We start from the raw sequence: 20,107 nt of genomic DNA, 5'->3' as shown, positions 1-20,107 counted from the left end.
GCACGTCCCCGTCCGCCGACCGGACCACCACCACCGGCGGCACCTCCGCCGGCACCTCCGCCAGCGACGCCACCGCCACGAACTCCGGCGCATCGGAAGACCTCACCGGCACCCAATCCACCCGGAACAACGCGTCCCGAGCCACCACCGGCTCCCCGCCCGCCACCGCGCGCAGGGCCAGCGACCCCACGGACGCCACCGGCCGGCCCCCGGCGTCGGCGACCGCCACCGCGACGGACTCCTCGCCGGTCCGGGTGACGCGCACGCGCACCGACGACGCGCCGGAGGCGTGCAGCGACACGTCCTCCCACGCGAACGGCACGACGCCGTGCGGCAGCCCGTTGACGGCCGTCACGTGCAGGGCGGCGTCGAGCAGCGCCGGGTGCAGGCCGAAGCCCGCGCCCTCCGTACCCTCCGGCAGGGCGACGTCGGCGAAGACCTCGTCGCCGCGCCGCCAGGCGGCCCGCAGGCCCCGGAACACCGGGCCGTACGCGTAACCGCCGTCGGCCATGCCCTCGTAGAGCCCGGTGAGGTCGACCGCCTCGGCGCCGGCCGGCGGCCAGACGGACGTGTCGAACGCGGTGCGCGTCTCCCCCACGGCCAGGACACCGGTCGCGTGCTGGTCCCAGGCGCGGCCGTCGGCGCCCTCGGGCCGGGAGGCGATGGTGAAGGCGCGGCGGCCGGTCCCGTCGGCCGCGCCGACGCGCAGCTGGAGCTGGACGCCCGTGTGCTCGGGCAGGACGAGCGGCGCGGCCAGGGTGAGTTCCTCGACGCGGTCGCAGCCGGCCTCGTCCCCGGCGCGGACGGCCAGTTCGAGGAACGCGGTGCCGGGCAGCAGGGCGTTGCCGCGCACGACGTGGTCGGCGAGCCACGGGTGCGATTGGCACGACAGCCTGGAGGTGAACAACAGGCCGTCGTCGTCGGAGAGTTCGAGCGAGGCGGAGAGCAGCGGGTGGTCGGCGGCGTCGAGGCCGGCCGCGCCGAGGTCACCGGCGGTCGTGGCGGCGGTGGGGGGCCAGTAGCGGCGGTGCTGGAAGGCGTAGGTCGGCAGGTCGACCGGGCGGACGGCGGTGCCGGCGAAGAGGGCGGCCCAGTCGACGTGCGCGCCGGTGACGTGCAGCCGGGCGAGGGCGGTCAGGACGCTCGTGTCCTCGGCCTGGTTTTTGCGGAGGACGGGGGCCAGGACGGCGTCGTCGGAGAGGGAGGAAGCCGCGAGCGCGGTGAGGACGGCGTCGGGGCCGAGCTCGAGGAAGCGGGTGACCCCGGCCTCGTGGAGGGTGCGGACGCCGTCGCCGAAGCGGACCGCCTCACGAACGTGGCGAACCCAGTACTCGGGCCCCTGGACCCCTTCCGCCAGTGCGCCCGTCAGGTTGGAGACCAGCGGGATCGACGGCGCGTTGTACATCAGCCCGTTGAGGACCTCACGGAAGTCCGCGAGCATCGGGTCCATCAGCGGCGAGTGGAACGCGTGCGAGACCCGAAGCCGCGTCGTCTTGCGGTCGGCGAAGTGTGCCTCGAGGACCGCGACGGCCTCCTCCGCCCCGGACACGACGACCGAGCGCGGACCGTTGATCGCGGCGATCGACACGAACTCGCCCAGCAACGGCAGGACGTCGTCCTCCGTCGCCTGGACGGCGAGCATCGCACCGCCCGCCGGCAGCGCCTGCATCAGACGGCCACGAGCACTCACCAGAGCGCAGGCATCAGCGAGCGAGAACACCCCCGCCACGTGCGCCGCGGCCACCTCACCGATCGAGTGCCCCGCCACGAACTCCGGCCGCACACCCAGCGATTCGACGAGCCGGTACAGCGCCACCTCGACGGCGAACAACCCGGCCTGGGCGTACGCCGTCTGGTTCAGCAGCTCCTCGTCCGAACCCCACACGATGTCCCGAAGCGGCGACTCCAGCCCGTCACACACCTCGTCGAAGGCCCGCGCGAACACCGGGAACCGGACATACAACTCCCGCCCCATCCCCAACCGCTGCGACCCCTGCCCCGAGAACAGGAACGCCGTCCCGCCACCCCGGACCGCGCCCTCGACGGCCCCGCCCGAGCCCGCCGCCAGCGCGTCGAGCCCGCGCAGCAGCGCGTCCCGGTCCGAACCGACCACCACGGCCCGGTGGTTGAGCATCGACCGGCTCGTGGCCAGTGCCGCCGCGACGTCCGCGGCCGGCAGGCCCGCCGCAGCCTCGCGCAGCCGAGCGGCCTGGGCCCGCAGCGCCTCCGGCGTCCGGCCGCTGAGCACCCACGGCACGACGGCCGGCACCGGGGCGGCCTTCGCGGGCTCCTCCGCCACGGGCTCGTCCGCCTGCTCCAGGACCACGTGCGCGTTGGTCCCGCTGATGCCGAACGCCGAGACGCCCGCCCGGCGCGGACGGCCGGTCTCCGGCCAGTCGCGGGCCTCCGTCAGCAGTTCGACGGCGCCCGCCGTCCAGTCCACGTGCGAGGACGGCTCGTCGACGTGCAGGGTGGCCGGCAGCAGGCCGGCGCGCAGGGCCATGACCGTCTTGATCACGCCCGCGACGCCGGCCGCCGCCTGGGCGTGGCCGATGTTCGACTTGACGCCGCCGAGGTAGAGCGGGCGGTCGGCGGGCCGGTCCTGCCCGTAGGTGGCGAGGAGGGCCTGGGCCTCGATCGGGTCGCCGAGGGTCGTGCCGGTGCCGTGGGCCTCGACGGCGTCGACCTGGTCGGGGGTGAGGCGGGCGTTGGCGAGCGCGGCCCGGATGACGCGCTGCTGCGAGGGCCCGTTGGGGGCGGTCAGGCGGCTGCTGGCGCCGTCCTGGTTGACGGCGGTGCCCCGGACCACGGCGAGGACCTCGTGGCCGAGGCGCCGGGCGTCCGAGAGCCGCTCGACGAGCAGCACGCCGACGCCCTCGGCCCAGGAGGTGCCGTCCGCGGCCTCCGCGAAGGGCTTGCAGCGGCCGTCGGGGGCGAGGCCGCGTTGGCGGGAGAACTCGGTGAACAGGCGGGTGGTCGGCATGACGGCGACGCCACCCGCGACGGCCATCGAGCACTCGCCGGCGCGCAGCGCGCGGACCGCGAGGTGGAGGGCGACGAGGGCGGAGGAGCACGCGGTGTCGACGGTGACGGCCGGGCCCTCCAGGCCGAGGGTGTAGGCGATGCGGCCGGACAGGACGCTGACGGCTCCGCCGGTGAGGAGGTGGCCCTCGGTCTCCTCGGTCTGACGGGCGAGGGAGCCGTAGTCGGTGTCGGCGCCGCCGACGAACACGCCGGTGTCGCTGCCGCGCAGGGCGGCGGGGGCGATGCGGGCGCGTTCGATGGCCTCCCAGGCGGATTCGAGGAGGAGCCGCTGCTGCGGGTCCATGGCCAGGGCTTCGCGCGGGGCGATGCCGAACAGGTCGGCGTCGAAGTCGGCGGCGCCGTCGAGGAATCCGCCGTGGCGCACGTAGCTCTTGCCCGGGGTGCCGGGGGTGGGGTCGTAGAGGTTCCCGGTGTCCCAGCCGCGGTCCTCGGGGAGGTCGCCGATGGCGTCGGCGCCGTCGGCGACGAGCCGCCAGAGGTCCTCCGGGGTGCGGACGCCGCCGGGGTAGCGGCAGGCCATCCCGATGATCGCGATCGGCTCGGCGTCCCTCGCCTCGACGGACTCCAGGCGCTGCTTCGTGCGCCGCAGGTCCGCGGTGACCTTCTTGAGGTAGTCGCGGAGCTTGTCCTCGGAGGTGCTGGCCATGGGTGGGAAACCTCGCTGTTCGGAAGGGTGGTACGGGTCCGTGGGACGGCCCCGGGGCGCGGTGGCCCCGGGGCCGGTCCTCAGGCGAGTCCGAGCTCGCGGTCGATCAGGTCGAACATCTCGTCGTCCGTCGTGCCGTCGAGCGCGTCGTCCGGGCCGTCGGCTGCCGCGGGCGATTCGGTGGCGTCGCCGTCGAGCCGCCACTGGAGGCTCCTGAGGCGGGCGAGGAGGCGGGTGCGGGAGTCGGCGTCCAGTTCGGTGGCGCCGAGCGCGCTCTCCAGCTCGTCGAGTTCGGCGAAGACGGGCCGGGGGGCGGGCGCGGCGCTGCCGGTGGGCGCGCCGACCAGGTCGCGCAGGCGCCCGGCGAGGGCGGTGGGCGACGGATGGTCGAAGATCGTCGTGGTGGGCAGCCGCAGGCCGAGTTCGGCGTTGAGGCGGTTGCGCAGCTCGACGGCGGTCAGGGAGGACATGCCGAGGTCGAGGAAGCCGCGCTCGGGTTCGACGGCCTCGGGCGAGCCGTGGCCGAGGACGGCGGCGAGGTGGCCCACGACGACGTCCAGCAGCAGCTTCTCCTGCTGGGCGCCGGCGAGGCCGGGCAGCCGGTCGAGCACCCCCCGGTCGCCGGTCGCCGCGCTCCCGGCCGGCCCCGCGGCCGTCCGCCGGGCAGCGGCGCGGCGGGGCGCGAGCTCGGCGAAGAGCGGCGCCGCCCCGGCCGTGGCGAGGGCGTGCCGGTCGAGCCTGATCGGGGCCAGGTGCGGTCGGTCGATGGCGCTCGCGGCGTCGAGCAGGGCGAGGCCCTGCACGGCCGTGAGCGCCAGCATGCCGGAGCGCGCGAAGCGGGCGATGTCCACGGCGTCCAGCGTGGACGTCATTCCACTCGATTCTCCCCAGTATCCCCACGCGAGGGAGACGGCCGGGCGGCCTTCGGTGCGGCGGTGGTGGGCGAGCGCGTCGAGGAAGGCGTTGGCGGCGGCGTAGTTGGCCTGGCCGGGTCCGCCGGCCGTGGCGGCGAAGGAGGAGAACAGGACGAAGGCGGAGAGGTCCAGGCCGCGGGTGGCGTCGTGGAGGTTCCACGCGGCGTCCACCTTGGGGCGCAGCACCTCGGTGATCTGCTCGTCCGTCAGGCTTTCGAGCAGGCCGTCGTGCAGGACCCCGGCGGCGTGGACGACGCCGGTGAGCGGGTGCTCGGCGGGGACGGTGGCGAGGAGCGCGTCGAGGGCGGCGCGGTCGGCGGTGTCGCAGGCGACGACGCGGGCCTCGGCGCCGAGGGCCGCCAGGTCGGCGAGGAGCTCGGTGGCGCCGGGGGCGCCGGGGCCGCGGCGGCCGGTGAGCAGGAGGTGGCGGACGCCGTGGTCGGTGACGAGGTGGCGGGCGACGAGGGCGCCGAGGGTGCCGGTGCCGCCGGTGATCAGGACGGTGCCCGCCGGGTTCCAGGACCACGCGCGGTCGTCCGCGCCGCCCGGCACCGGGCGCAGCCGGGGCGCCGTCACGTCGCCGCCGCGGACGGCCAGGCGCGGCTCGTCGGGGACGGCGAGGGCGGCGGGCAGGGCGGCGGTGGAGGCCGGGTCGTCGTCGAGGTCGACGAGGAGGAAGCGGCCGGGGTTCTCGGATTGGGCGGAGCGGAGGAGGCCGTGGGCGGCCGCCTGGGCGAGGGCGGTGGCGCCGGTGGAGGGGGACGCGGTCTCGGCGCCGCGGGTGATCAGGGCGAGGCGGGCGTCGGCGAGCCTGGGTTCGGCGAGCCAGGCGCGGGCGAGGCCGTGGGCGGCCCGGACGGCGTGGTGCGCGGCGGTGACGGGGTCGGCGTCGTCGGCCGCGGTGAGGCGGTGGACGACGGTGGCGGGTGCGGGCTCTCCGGCGTCCAGGGCGGCGGTGAGCTCGGCCAGGTCGGCGTGGGAACGGGCGCCGAGGACGGCGGCGAGGGCGTCGTCGTCGCCGAGGACGGCGGTGTCCGCACGGCCGGTGGCGGTCACCGGGATCCACTCGACGGCATAGAGCGGGTCGGCCGCCGGGGCGAGGTGCTCGGACGCGATCGGGCGGACGGTGACGGCCTCGGCGGTGAGCACGGGGGCGCCGTCGGCGTCGGCGGCGGTCAGCGCGTGGGTGCCGTCGGCGGCCGGGGTGAGCCGGACGCGGAGCAGCGCGGCGCCGGTGGCGTGGACGGTGACGCCACGCCAGTCGGCGGGCTGCGCCGGGTCGGTGCGGTCCGGTCCGGTGGCGGCGGGCAGGGCGGCGAGCAGGGCCTGGAGCAGGCCGGGGTGGATTCGGAAGCCGGCCGTCTCGGTGTGGTGGTCCTCGGGCAGGGCGACCTCGGCGAACAGTTCGTCGCCGCGCCGCCAGCGGGCCTGGACGGTGCGGAAGCGCTCGCCGTACTCGGCGTCGTCCGAGGTGTCCATCGCCTCGGCACCGGGCGGCGGCCACTCGGTCAGGCGGGCTCCGTCGGCGCTCTCGCCCGTCAGGGTGGCGGTGGCGTGGCAGGTCCACGGGACGTCGTCGGACGCGCCGGTCGGACGGGCGTGGACGGTGAGGGCCCGTCGGCCGTCGGCGTCGGCGGCGCCCACGGTGAGCTGGAGGTCGACGGTGCCGTGGTCGGGCAGGAGCAGCGGGGTGAGCTCGGTGAGTTCGGCGACGACCGGGCAGCCGGCTTCGTCGCCGGCCCGCACGGCCCAGTCGAGCAGCGCGGTGCCCGGCACGAGGGCGGTGCCGCGCACGCGGTGGTCGGCCGTCCACGGGTGTGTCGTGACGCCGATCCGGCCGGTGAGCAGGACGCTCCCCGAGCTCTCGGCGAGCCGGACGACGGCGTCCAGCCCGCAGGGGTCGAGGGGGGCGCCGGTGCGGGCCGCGTCCTGGGCGAGCCAGTAGCGGCGGCGCTGGAAGGCGTAGGTGGGCAGGTCGACGGGCCGGCCGCCGGCGAGGGCGGGCCGCCAGTCGATCCGCACGCCGCGCACGTGCGCCTCGGCGAGGGAGGTCAGCAGCCGGGCCGGGCCGCCGTCCTCGCGCCGGACGGTGCCGAGCACGACGGCCTGGGCGCCCGCGTCGGCGGCGGTGTCCTCGACGGCCATCGAGAGCACGGGGTGCGGGCTGCATTCGAGGTAGGCGTCGTGGCCCTGGGCGAGCAGCGCGCGGACGGATTCCTCCAGGCGGACGGTCTGCCGCAGGTTGCGGTACCAGTAGCCGGCGTCGAGCGGGGTGTCGCCGAGCCAGTCGGCGGTGACGGTGGAGAAGAACGGGATGCGGGCCTCGCGCGTGGTCAGTCCGGCCAGTTCGGTGAGGAGGGTCTCCTCGATCCGCTCGACCTGGGCGGAGTGGGAGGCGTAGTCGACGGGGATGCGCTTGGCCCGGACGCCGTCGCGGGCGCACTCCGCGAGGAGGTCGTCTAGGGCCGCGTTCTCACCGGAGACGACGACGCCGGCCGGGCCGTTGGCGGCGGCCACCGAGATCCGGCCGCCGTGGGACTCGATGCGGGCGAGGACGTCGGCGTGGGCGAGCGGCACCGACACCATGCCGCCGTGGCCGGAGAGGCCGCGGGCGATGGCCTGGCTGCGCAGGGCGACGACCTTGGCGCCGTCCTCCAGGGAGAGCGCGCCGGCCACGCAGGCGGCTGCGATCTCGCCCTGGGAGTGGCCGAGGACGGCGGCGGGGGTGACGCCGTGGGCCTGCCAGCAGGTGGCGAGGGCGATCATGGTGGCCCACAGGGCGGGCTGGGCGACGTCGACGCGCTCCAGTGACGGCGCGTCGGCGGCGCCGCGCAGGACGGCTTCGAGGGACCAGTCCGTCCAGGGCGCGAGGGCCTGTTCGCAGGCGGCGATCCGCTCGGCGAACTCCGGTGAGGCGTCGAGCAGTTCGGCGCCCATGCCGACCCACTGGGAGCCCTGGCCGGGGAAGACGAGGACGACCCGGCGGTCACGCCCGGCTCCGTGCCGGCCGGTGACGACGCCCGGGGCCGGCGTGCCGTCGGCGAGCGCGGAGAGCCCGGCGCGCAGGTCCTCGGTGTCCGTGCCGACGACGGCGGCGCGGTGCTCCAGGAGGGCGCGGCCGGTGGCGAGGGAGTGGGCGAGGTCGAGGGGCGCGGCGGTGCTGACGCGGAGGTGGTCGAGCAGCGCGCGGGCCTGGCCGCGCAGGGCCTCGGCGCTGCGGGCGGAGAGCAGCCAGGGCAGGGCGGGGCGCTCGGGTCCGGGTGCCGACGGCTCCGGCTCGGGGGCCTGTTCGAGGATCACGTGGGCGTTGGTGCCGCTGAGGCCGAAGGAGGAGACGCCGGCGCGCCGGGGCCGTCCGGTGGCGGGCCAGTCGCGGGCCTCGGTGAGCAGGTCGACGGCGCCCTCCGTCCAGTCGACGTGCGTGGTGGGCCGGTCGATGTGGAGGCTCTGCGGGAGGGCGGCGTGCCGCAGGGCGAGGACGGTGCGCAGGACGCCCGCGACGCCGGCGGCGGCCTGGGTGTGACCGAGGTTGGACTTCACCGAGCCGACGAGGAGCGGGTGTTCGCGCTCCTGTCCGTAGGTGGCGAGGAGGGCTTGGGCCTCGATCGGGTCGCCGAGGCGGGTGCCGGTGCCGTGCGCCTCGACGGCGTCGACCTCGGCGGGCGCCAGACCGGCGTCGGCCAGGGCGGCCCGGATCACGCGCTGCTGCGAGGGGCCGTTCGGGGCGCTGAGCCCGTTGCTGGCGCCGTCCTGGTTGACGGCGGAGCCGCGCACGACGGCCAGCACCGGGTGCCCGTTGCGCCGCGCGTCCGAGAGCCGCTCGACGAGCAGCACGCCGACGCCCTCGGAGAAGCCGGTGCCGTCGGCGGCGTCCGCGAAGGGCTTGCAGCGCCCGTCGAGGGCGAGACCGCGCTGGCGGGCGAAGTCGACCGGGATCATCGGCGTCGACATCACGGTGACGCCGCCCGCGAGGGCGAGCGTGCACTCGCCGCCGCGCAGCGCGCGGACCGCGAGGTGGAGCGCCACCAGGGAGGACGAGCACGCGGTGTCGACGGTGACGGCCGGGCCCTCCAGCCCGAGGGTGTAGGCGATGCGGCCGGAGATCACGCTCGCCGCGTTGCCGGTGCTGACGTAGGGCGCGGCCTCGTCGGGGACGGTGGCGACCCGGTCGAGGTAGTCGCTGGAGGACAGGCCGGCGAACACGCCGGTGCGGCTGCCGCGCAGCGTGCCGGGGTCGATGCCGGCGCGTTCGAGGGCCTCCCACGAGGTCTCCAGCAGGAGCCGCTGTTGGGGGTCCATCGCGAGGGCCTCGTTGGGGCTGACGCCGAAGAAGGCGGCGTCGAAGCCGGCGGCGTCGGCGAGGAAGCCGCCCTCGCGGGTGCGGGAGGAGTCGGGGTGGTCGGGGACGCCGTCGTAGAGGTGGTCGAGGTCCCAGCCGCGGTCGGCGGGGAAGGGGGCGATGGCGTCGGTGCCGGTGGCCAGGAGGGCCCACAGGTCCTCGGGGGTCGCGACGCCGCCGGGGAAGCGGCAGGCCATGCCGACGATCGCGATCGGCTCGTCGGCGGCGCGCGGCGCGGCGCCGGTTCCGGCCGCCGCGGCGGTGCCGGTGAGGCCGTCGGCCAGGTGCCCGGCGAGCGCCCCGGGGGTGGGGTGGTCGAACACGAGGGTCGCGGGCAGCCGCAGGCCGGTCGCGGCGTTGAGGCGGTTGCGCAGTTCGACGGCGGTCAGGGAGTCCAGGCCGAGGTCGCGGAACGCCCGGGTGGCGTGGACCTGGTCGGCCGAGGCGTGCCCGAGGACGGCCGCGGTGCAGCCGCTCACCAGGTCGAGGAGCGCCGCGGCGCGGTCGGCCGCGGTGAGCCCGGCGAGGCGGGCGCGCAGCCCGTCGGCGGCCTGGGCGCCCTGGGCGGTGCGGCGGGCCGGGGTACGGACGAGTGAGCGCAGCAGGGCGGGGAGTTCGGCCGCGCCGCGCGAGCGCAGGGCGGCGGTGTCCAGGCGGACGGGGACGAGGAGGGCGCGGTGGTCGGCGAGGGCGGCGTCGAACAGGGCGAGGCCGTCCGGGGTGCTGAGGGTGAGCGCGCCGGACTGCGCGGCGCGGGCCCGGTCGGTGGCGCCGAGGTGGGCGGTCATGGTGCTGGCCTGCGCCCACAGGCCCCAGGCGAGGGCGGTGGTGGGCAGCCCGGCGACGCGGCGGTGCTGGGCGAGGGCGTCGAGCCAGGCGTTGGCGGCGGCGTAGTTGCCCTGGCCGGGCGAGCCGAAGACGCCGGCGGCGGAGGAGAACAGGACGAGGTCGGCGAGGTCGAGGCCGCGGGTGAGTTCGTGCAGGTGGCGGGCGGCGTCGGCCTTGGGGCGCAGCACGGCGGCGAGCCGGTCGGCCGTCAGGCCCTCGACCACGCCGTCATCGAGGACGCCGGCCGCGTGGACGACGGCGGTGAGCGGGTGCTCGGCGGGCACGGCGGCCAGCAGGGCGGCCAGGGCGTCGCGGTCGGCGGTGTCGCAGACGGCGACGGTGACCTCGGCGCCGAGGGCGGTCAGTTCCTCGGTGAGTTCGGCCGCGCCGGGGGCGTCGGGGCCGCTGCGGCCGGCGAGCAGCAGGTGCCGCACGCCGCGCGTCGCCACCAGGTGGCGGGCGAGTGCGGCGCCGAGGGTGCCGGTGCCGCCGGTGATCAGGACGGTGCCGTCCGGGTCCCAGGCGCGCGGGACGGTGAGGACGATCTTGCCGGTGTGCCGGGCCTGGGCCATGTGGCGGAAGGCCTCGCGGGCGCGGGTGACGTCCCAGCAGGTGAGCGGGAGGGGCCGCAGGGCGCCCCGTTCGAACAGCTCGACCAGGTCGGCGAGCATCTGTCCGATCCGCTCGGGTCCGGCCTCCTGGAGGACGAACGCCTGGTAGCGGGCGCCGCCGTGGGCGGCGGCGACCTCGGCGGGGTCGCGGACGTCGGTGCGGCCCATCTCGATCAGCCGGCCGCCCGGTCCGAGGAGACGCAGCGAGGCGTCGACGTACTCCCCCGCGAGGGAGTTGAGGACGACGTCCACGCCCGCGCCGCCGGTGGCGGTGCGGAAGCGCTCCTCGAAGTCGAGGGTGCGGGAGGAGGCGATGGCGGTGTCCGGCAGACCGTCGGCGCGCAGGAGGTGCTGTTTGGCCTCGCTCGCGGTGCCGTAGACCTCGGCGCCCCAGAGGCGGCCGAGCTGGGTGGCGGCCATGCCGACGCCGCCGGTCGCGGCGTGGACGAGGAGGCGCTCGCCGTCCCGGAGGCCGGCGAGGTCGCGCAGGGCGTAGTAGGCGGTGAGGAAGACGACGGGGACGGAGGCGGCCTGCGCGAAGGTCCAGCCCCGGGGGACGCGGGCGAGCACGCGGTGGTCGGCGACGGCGAGCGGGCCGAACCCTCCGGTGACCATGCCCATCACGCGGTCGCCGACGGCGAGCGCGGTGACGCCGGGGCCGACTTCGCGCACGATGCCGGCGGCCTCGGCGCCGAGGAAGCGGGCACCGCCCGGGTACATGTCGAGGGCGTTGAGGACGTCGCGGAAGTTGAGGCCCGCGGCGCGGACCTCGATGCGGACCTCGCCCTCGGCGAGCGGCGCGGCGGCGTCGGGGCTCGGCAGCAGTTCGAGGTTGTCGACGGTGCCCTTGGCGCGGATGTCCAGGCGCCACGGGCCCTCGGGCGTGGGCAGCGGCCCGGCGGTGTGGGCGCGGGCCAGGCGGGGGGCGTGGGCGGTGCCGTGGCGCAGGGCGAGCCGGGGTTCGCCGGTGGCGAGCGCGGCGGGAAGGGCGCGCCAGGAGGCGGGGTCGTCGTCCAGGTCGGCGAGGACGATGCGGCCGGGGTGCTCGCCCTGGGCGGAGCGGACCAGGCCGTGGACGGCGGCGGCGGGCAGGTCGTGGACGTCCTCGGCCGGGTCGGCGGCGACGGCGCGGCGGGTCAGGACCAGCAGGGGGCGGTCCTCGGCGAGCCGGTCCCGGAGGACGGCGAGGGCGCGTTCGAGGGCGGCGAGCGGGGCGTCGCCGCTCAGCTCCACGACCGTCAGATCGGCGTCGGCGCCGTCCGTCAGGGTGACGCCGGCGTCGGCGAGGGCCGCCGCGTGGGCGGGCGGTTCGCCGAGGGCGGTCCAGCGGGCGGGGGCCGGACCGGGCTCGGGGAGGGTCAGGGCCGGCCAGTCCAGGTGGAAGAGCGCCTCGCGGGCCACCCGGGCGGCCGGGTCGAGGGCGCCCTCGGCGAGCGGGCGCACGGCCAGGGCCTCGATGGCGGCCACCGGGCGACCGGCCGGGTCGGCCATCGTGACGGACACGGCGTCGGGCCCGGCCGGGGTGAGCGTCACCCGCAGGGCGGTGGCCCCGGCGGCGTGGAGCGTGACGCCGGTCCAGGCGAAGGGCAGCCCGGGGTGGCCCGCCAGCGGGCCGAGGCCCGCCGGGTGCAGGGCGGCGTCGAGGAGGGCCGGGTGCAGGCCGTAGCGGGCGGCGTCGGCGCGGGCCGGCGCGGGCAGCTCGACCTCGGCGTGGACGGCCTCGCCGAGGCGCCAGGCCGCGCGAACGCCCTGGAACACCGGGCCGTAGCCGTAGCCCTGTTCGCGCAGGCCCTCGTAGAAGCCGGCGACGTCGATCGGCTCGGCGCCGGCGGGCGGCCAGGCGGCGGACGCCGGCGCGGGCTCGGCACCGGCGGGCGCGAGGCTGCCGTCGGCGTGCCGGGTCCAGCCCTCGGCCGTGTCCGCGTCGGCCGGGCGCGTGTGGAGGTTGACGGAGCGCCGTCCCGCGTCGTCCGGGGCTCCGACCTCGATCTGCACCTGGAGCGCGCCGCGCTCGGGCAGCAGGACGGGCGCGTGCAGGGTCAGCTCCTCGATGCGCCCGCAGCCGAGTTCGTCGCCGGCGCGGACGACTGCCTCGACCAGCGCGGCGCCGGGCACCACGACGGTGTCCGCGACGGCGTGATCGGCGAGCCACGGGTGGGTGCGCAGCGACCAGCGGGCGGTGGCCACCAGCCCGCCGCCCTGGGCGAGTTCGACGGCGGCGCCGAGCAGCGGGTGCTCCGGCGCGGCCAGGCCCGCCGTGGTGACGTCGCCGCCCGTCGCGCCGGGGCGCGGCCAGTAGCGCTGCCGCTGGAACGGGTAGGTGGGCAGTTGGGTGGCGCGCGCTCCGGTGCCGGCGAACAGGAGGTCCCAGTCCACCCGGGCGCCGTGGTTGCGGGCGTCGGCGAGGGCGAGCAGGAAGCGGCCGGGGCCGCCCTCGTCGCGGCGCAGCGTGCCGAGGGCGGCGGCGGGCAGGCCGCTGTCCTCGATCGTCTCCTGGACTCCGGTGGTGACGACGGGGTGCGGGCTGACCTCGACGAACACCCGGTGGCCGGCGGCCAGCAGGGTGCGGGTGGCCTGCTCGAACTCCACGGTGTGGCGCAGGTTGCGGTACCAGTAGGCGGCGTCCAGGGCGGCGGTGTCGATGACGGTGCCGGTGACGGTCGAGCAGAACGGCACGTCGGAGGTGCGCGGGGCGATCGGCGCGAGGAGGTCGAGCAGCTCGTGCTCGATGCGCTCGACGTGCGCGGAGTGCGAGGCGTAGTCGACGGGGACGCGGCGGGCGCGGACGCCGGCCCGCTCGCAGTCGGCGATCAGCTCGTCCAGGGCTCCGGGGTCGCCCGAAACCACCACCGAGCCGGGGCCGTTGACGGCGGCGACGGAGATCCGCTCCTCCCAGCGGGCGAGGCGGTCGCGGACGGCGGTGACCGGCTCGGCCACCGAGACCATGCCGCCGAGGCCGGCGAGCCGCCGGATCGCCCGGCTGCGCAGGGCGACGACGCGGGCGGCGTCGTCCAGGGAGAGCGCGCCGGCCACGCAGGCGGCGGCGATCTCGCCCTGGGAGTGGCCGAGCACGGCGGCGGGTTCGACGCCGTGCGCGCGCCACAGTTCGGCGAGCGACACCATGACGGCGAACAGCACGGGCTGCACGACGTCGACCCGGTCGAAGCCGGGCGCCCCGGCCTCGCCGCGCAGGACGTCGGTCGCCGACCAGTCGGTGAACGGCTCCAGGGCCGCCGCGCACTCGGCGAAGCGCCGTGCGAACACCGGTGCGGTGTCGAGGAGTTCGACGGCCATGCCGGCCCACTGGGAGCCCTGGCCGGGGAAGACGAAGACCGGGGCGCCCTCCCCCGCGGCCCGGCCCTCCAGGGCGGCGGGAGTGGGGCGGGCGTCGGCGAGGGCGTCCAGGCCCTCCAGGAGCCCGGCGCGGTCGGGTGCGACGACGGCGGCCCGGTGCGCCAGGGCGGCACGGGTGGTGACGAGCGAGCGGGCGACGTCGTCGAGGGCCGGCTCGGCCGCCCGGACGTGGGCGGCAAGGCGGCGGGCCTGCTCGCGCACGGCCTCCGGGCTCCGGGCGGACAGCAGCCAGGGCAGCGGACGGGCGGCGGACGGGCGCTCGGGCAGCGGCTCGGGCGCCGGGGCCGCCTCGAGGATCACGTGGGCGTTGGTGCCGCTGACGCCGAACGAGGACACGCCCGCGCGCGGGGGCCGTCCGGTCTCGGGCCAGGCGCGGGCCTCGCTCAGCAGCTCGACGGCACCGGCGGTCCAGTCGACCTGCGCGGTCGGCTCGTCGATGTGCAGGGACTTCGGGAGTTCGCCGTGTTGCATCGCGAGCACGGTCTTCATCACGCCCGCGACGCCGGCGGCGGCCTGGGTGTGGCCGAGGTTGGACTTCACCGACCCCAGGAGCAGCGGGAGTTCGCGGTTCTGCCCGTAGGCGGCGAGGAGCGCCTGGGCCTCGATCGGGTCGCCGAGCTTCGTGCCGGTGCCGTGCGCCTCGACGGCGTCCACCTCGGCGGGCGCCAGACCGGCGTCGGCCAGGGCCGCCCGGATCACGCGCTGCTGCGACGGACCGTTGGGCGCCGTCAGCCCGTTGGAGGCACCGTCCTGGTTGACGGCCGAGCCGCGCACGACGGCCAGCACCGGGTGCCCGTTGCGCCGCGCGTCCGAGAGCCGCTCGACGAGCAGCACGCCGACGCCCTCGGCCCAGCCCGTCCCGTCCGCCGCGTCCGCGAACGGCTTGCAGCGGCCGTCGGGGGCCAGGCCGCGCTGGCGCGAGAACTCGACGAACACCTGCGGCGTGGACATCACCGTCACGCCGCCCGCGAGCGCCAGCGAGCACTCGCCCCGGCGCAGGGCCTGGGCGGCCAGGTGCAGGGCGACCAGCGAGGACGAGCACGCGGTGTCGACGGTGACCGCCGGGCCCTCCAGCCCGAGGGTGTAGGCGACGCGGCCGGAGATCACGCTCGCGGCGTTGCCCGTCATCACGTGCCCGGCGACGCCCTCGCGGGCCGGGTCCAGCAGCAGGTGGTAGTCCTGGAAGTTGGAGCCGACGAACACGCCCGTGCGCGAGCCGTGCAGGGCGCCGGGGTCGATGCCGGAGCGCTCGACGGCCTCCCAGACCGTCTCCAGGAGGAGCCGCTGCTGCGGGTCCATCGCGAGGGCCTCGCGCGGGGAGATCCCGAAGAAGGCGGCATCGAAGTCGGCGGGGGCGGTGAGGAAGGCGCCCTCGGCGACGTAGCTGGTGCCCTCGTGGTCGGGGTCCGGGTGGTGCAGACGGTCGGTGTCCCAGCCCCGGTCGGCCGGGAACGGGCCCACCGCGTCGCGGCCCTCGGCGAGCAGCCGCCAGAGGTCCTCCGGCGACTCGACGCCGCCGGGGAAGCGGCAGGCCATCGCGACGATCGCGATCGGCTCGTCGGCGGCGACGGCGGCCACCTGCTCCAGGACGGCGGCCGTGCCGGCCAGTTCGGCGCGCAGGTGCGCGGCGACGGCGGCCGGCGTGGGCCGGTCGAACAGCAGGGTGGCGGGCAGGCGCAGGCCGGTCGCGGCGGTGAGGCGGTTGCGCAGCTCGACGGCGGTCAGCGAGTCGAACCCGAGGTCCCGGAACGCCCGGGCGGCGTCGACGGTCGCGGTGGAGACGTGCCCGAGGACGGCGGCGGCCTCGGTGCGGACGAGCTCCAGCAGCACGCGCTCCTGCTCGTCGGCGCCGCGGCCGCGCAGCTGCCCGGCGAGCGGGGAACCGGCGGTGGCCGCTTCCGGGCTCGCGGCGCCACGCACCTCAGGCAGATCGGCGATCAGCGCGCTCGGCCGGGCGGCGGTGAGCACGGGCGCGAGCGCGCTCCAGTCGACGTCCGCCACGGTCAGGCCGGAGGCGTCCGCGAGCAGGGCCCGGCGCAGCGCGGCGACCGCCCGCTGCGGGTCCATCGGGGCGAGCCCGCTGCGCCGCATCCGCCCGGTGAGGCCCGGGTGGTCGCCGGCCATGCCGCCCCCGGCCCACGGGCCCCAGGCGACGGCGGTGGCGGGCAGCCCGGCGGCGCGGCGGTGCTCGGCGAGGGCGTCGAGGTAGGCGTTGGCGGCGGCGTAGTTGGCCTGGCCGGGGTTGCCGAGGACGCCGGTGATCGAGGAGAACAGGACGAACAGGGCGAGGTCGTGCCCGGCCGTCAGCTCGTGGAGGGTGCGGGCGCAGGCGGCCTTGGCGCGGAGCACGGCGTCGAAGCGGTCGGCCGTGAGGCTCTCCAGGACGCCGTCGTCGAGGACGCCGGCGGCGTGGACGACACCGGTGAGCGGCTGCTCGGCGGGCACGGCGGCGAGGAGGGCGGCGAGCGCGTCGCGGTCGGCGACGTCGCAGGCGGCGACGGTGACGCGGGCGCCGAGGCCTTCGAGCTCGTCGCTCAGCTGCTGCGCGCCGGGGGCGTCGGGGCCGCGGCGGCCGACGAGGAGGAGGTGCTCGGCGCCGGCCCGGGCCAGCCAGCGGGCGACGTGCGCGCCGAGGGCGCCGGTTCCGCCGGTGACGAGCAGGGTGCCCCTGGGCGCGGTCCAGCCGTCGGGGGCGTCCGGCGCGGGCGCCGCGCCGTGCTGGTCCGCGCCGACCGCCCTCGGCTCCTCCGCCCCGGACCGCGGCAGCGTGGCAGCGCGGCCCGGCGGCAGCGGGAGGTGGCGGCGGGTCAGGCGGCGGGCGTAGGCGCCGGAGCCGCGCAGGGCGAGCTGGTCCTCGGCGGCCTGGGCGAGGAGCCCGGCCAGGCGGACGGCGGTGCGGGCGTCGGGGGCCACGGGCAGGTCGATCAGGCCGCCCCAGCGCTGCGGGTGCTCCAGCGCGGCCACCCGGCCGAGGCCCCACAGCTGCGCCTGCTCGGGCTCGCTCAGCCGGTCCGCGCCCTCGGCGGCGACGGCGCCGCGGGTGAGGCACCAGAGCCGCGCCGAACCGCCCGCGGCCTCCAGGGTGCGCAGCAGGTCGACGGTCGCGGGCAGGTAGCGCGGCACGAGGTGGTGGGCGGGGTGCGGACGGCCGTCGGCGGCGAGGAAGGAGAGGACGCCGGCGAGCGGTTCGCCGGAGGCGTCCGCCGGCAGCGCGGCCACGGCCTCGGCGCCCGCCACCCGCTCGATGCGAAGACCGCGCTCGGCGAGGGCGTCGAGGACGGTCGCGGGCCAGCTTTCCTCCGTCCCCTCCGTCCCCTCCGTGCCTTCCGGGAGGACCGCGAGCCAGCGGCCCTGCGGGACGGCGTCGGTGAGGCCGCGCACGGGCACCCAGCTCGTCCCGTACGTCCATCCGTCCAGCGTGCCGAGCAGGCGCCGCTGCCCGCGCCAGGAGGCCAGGACGGGCAGCAGGCGGTCCAACGAGGCCTCGGCGTCCTCCTCCGCGATCCCGAGGACGGCCGACGCCTCCCGCAGGTCGCCGGCCTCGACGGCCGTCCAGAACGCGTGCTCGACCGGGTCGGCCGGGGCCGCGCCCGCGTCGCGGCGCTGGAGCTCGGGCAGCCAGTAGCGCTGCCGCTGGAACGCGTACGTGGGCAGGTCCACGCGGCGGCCGCCGGAGCCGGCGAGCACCGCCGCCCAGTCCGGGCCGGCGCCGCACACGTGCAGGCGGGCGAGCGCCTCCAGGAGGGCCGGCTCCTCGGGACGGTCCTTGCGGAGCGCGGCGGCCGTGGCGGCGTGGGCGGGCAGCGTCTCGGCCGCCATGGCGGTGAGGACGCCGTCCGGGCCGAGTTCGAGGAAGCGGGTGACCCCGGCCTCGTGGAGGGTGCGGACGCCGTCGGCGAAGCGGACCGCCTCGCGGACGTGGCGCACCCAGTAGTCGGGCCCCTGGACCCCTTCCGCCAGTGCGCCCGTCAGGTTGGAGACCAGCGGGATCGACGGCGCGTTGTACGTCAGCCCGTTGAGGACCTCACGGAAGTCCGCGAGCATCGGGTCCATCAGCGGCGAGTGGAACGCGTGCGAGACCCGAAGCCGCGTCGTCCTGCGGTCGGCGAAGTGTGCCTCGATCGCCGCGACAGCCTCCTCCGTGCCCGAAACGACAACGGAAGTCGGGCCATTGACAGCGGCAATCGACACGAACTCGCCCAGCAACGGCAGGACGTCGTCCTCCGTCGCCTGGACGGCGAGCATCGCACCGCCCGCCGGCAGCGCCTGCATCAGACGGCCACGAGCCGCCACCAGGGCGCAGGCGTCAGCCAGGCTGAACACCCCCGCCACGTGCGCCGCGGCCACCTCACCGATCGAGTGCCCCGCCACGAACTCCGGCCGCACACCCAACGACTCGACCAGCCGGTAGAGCGCCACCTCGACCGCGAACAACCCGGCCTGGGCATACGCCGTCTGATTCAGCAGCTCCGCATCCGAACCCCACACCACATCCCGCAGACCCGGATCCAGCTCCGCACACACCTCGTCGAAAGCCCGCGCGAACACCGGGAACCGGGCATACAACTCCCGCCCCATCCCCAACCGCTGCGACCCCTGCCCCGAGAACAGGAACGCCGTCGCCGCCCCCTTCTCCGCCGCGCCCGTCACGAGGCCGGCGACGGCGCTCCCGGCCGCGAGGGCGTCCAGCGCGCGCAGACGCTCCTCCGGGTCGGCCGAGACGACGACGGCCCGGTGCGCCATGGCCGACCGGCCGGTCGCCAGGGAGTACGCGACGTCGGCCGCGTCGAGCGGTCCGCGCGTCCGCAGGTGGGTGGCCAGGCGCCCGGCCTGGGCCCGCAGGGCCGTCTCGTCGTGCGCCGACAGCACCCACGGCAGCGTCGCCCCGGCCGTCACGTCCAGCTCGACGTCCTCGACCGCGGGCGCCGCCTCCAGCACGACGTGCGCGTTGGTGCCGCTCACGCCGAAGGAGGACACGGCGGCCCGCCGGGGCCACGCGTTGGCGGGCCATTCCCGGGCCTCGTCCAGGAGTTCGGCGGCGCCGGCGGTCCAGTCGACGTGCGGGGTCGGGGCGTCGAGATGCAGGGTGCGCGGCACCAGGCCGTGCCGCATCGCGAGCACCGTCTTGATCACCCCGGCGACGCCGGAGGCGGCCTGGGTGTGGCCGGTGTTGGACTTCAACGCACCGATGAGCACGGGCTGTTCGCGGTCCTGCCCGTAGGTCGCGAGCAGGGCGTGGGCCTCGATCGGGTCCCCGAGCCGCGTGCCCGTGCCGTGCGCCTCGACGATGTCCACCTCCGCGGGCGACAGACCGGCGTCGGCCAGGGCCGCCCGGATCACGCGCTGCTGCGACGGACCGTTGGGCGCCGTCAGCCCGTTGGAGGCACCGTCCTGGTTGACGGCCGAGCCGCGCACGACGGCCAGCACCGGGTGGCCGAGGCGCCGCGCGTCGGAGAGCCGCTCGACCAGGAGGACGGCCGCGCCCTCGCTCCACGCGGTGCCGTCGGCCGCCGCCGCGAAGGGCTTGCACCGGCCGTCGGCGGCGAGGCCGCCCTGCCGGGAGAACTCGGTGAACATCTGCGGGCTCGACATCACCGTCACGCCGCCCGCGAGCGCCAGCGAGCACTCGCCCCGGCGCAGCGACTGGACGGCGAGGTGCAGGGCGACCAGCGAGGAGGAGCACGCGGTGTCGACCGTGATGGCCGGGCCTTCGAGGCCGAGGACGTAGGAGATGCGGCCGGAGGCGACGCTGACGGTGTTGCCGGTCAGGAGGTGTCCGGCGGCGGTCTCGGCGATCTGGCCGCCGGCGGTGGAGGCGCTGTCGTAGCCGCCGTGCCCGGTGCCGACGAACACGCCGGTCTGGGTGCCGGTCAGCGTCCCGGGGTCGATGCCGGCCCGTTCGACGGCCTCCCAGGCGGTCTCCAGGAGGATCCGCTGCTGGGGGTCCATGGCGAGGGCCTCGCGCGGCGAGATGCCGAAGAAGGAGGCGTCGAACTCGCCCGCGTCGTGCAGGAACCCGCTCTCGCGGGAGGTGACGGCGCCTTCGGGCAGGTCCCAGCCGCGGTCGGCGGGGAAGGCGGAGACGGCGTCGACGCCGTCGCGCAGGAGGTCCCACAGCTCCTCCGGGGAGGCGACCCCGCCGGGCAGCCGGCAGGCCATGCCGACCACGGCGATCGGCTCCCGGTGCTGCTCGGTCGCCTCGCGGAGTTGTTCGCGGGTCTCGTGGAGGTCCGCGATCGCCCGCTTCAGGTAGTCGCGGAGCTTGTCTTCGTTCGACATCGGGACGTCAACCTCTCCGGGGATCTGCCAGGGAACGCCGTGCGGGAAGGGTCCCGCCGGACGCCCGGTCCGGCGCCGCGCGCGAACTCCT

2 protein-coding genes are annotated in these 20,107 nt (G+C 77.1%); both read right to left on the bottom strand.

The annotated features are described in order from the left end of the window. A partial coding sequence (locus tag PUR71_RS16205) for a type I polyketide synthase (protein ID WP_329927690.1) occupies nucleotides 1–3,691 on the bottom strand: 3,691 nt, incomplete at its 3' end. A gap of 80 nt (nucleotides 3,692–3,771) precedes the next feature. Then, the gene (locus tag PUR71_RS16200) at nucleotides 3,772–20,016 is read right to left on the bottom strand and encodes a type I polyketide synthase (RefSeq protein ID WP_329927689.1); all 16,245 of its coding nucleotides are present in this window, start codon (nucleotides 20,014–20,016) and stop codon (nucleotides 3,772–3,774) included. Nucleotides 20,017–20,107 lie beyond the last annotated feature (91 nt).

This window comes from Streptomyces sp. SP17BM10 (genome assembly GCF_036322405.1).
Lineage (GTDB): Bacteria > Actinomycetota > Actinomycetes > Streptomycetales > Streptomycetaceae > Kitasatospora.
The sequence above is the reverse complement of the archived record's forward strand: the minus strand, read 5'-3'. Positions and strand labels throughout refer to the sequence as shown.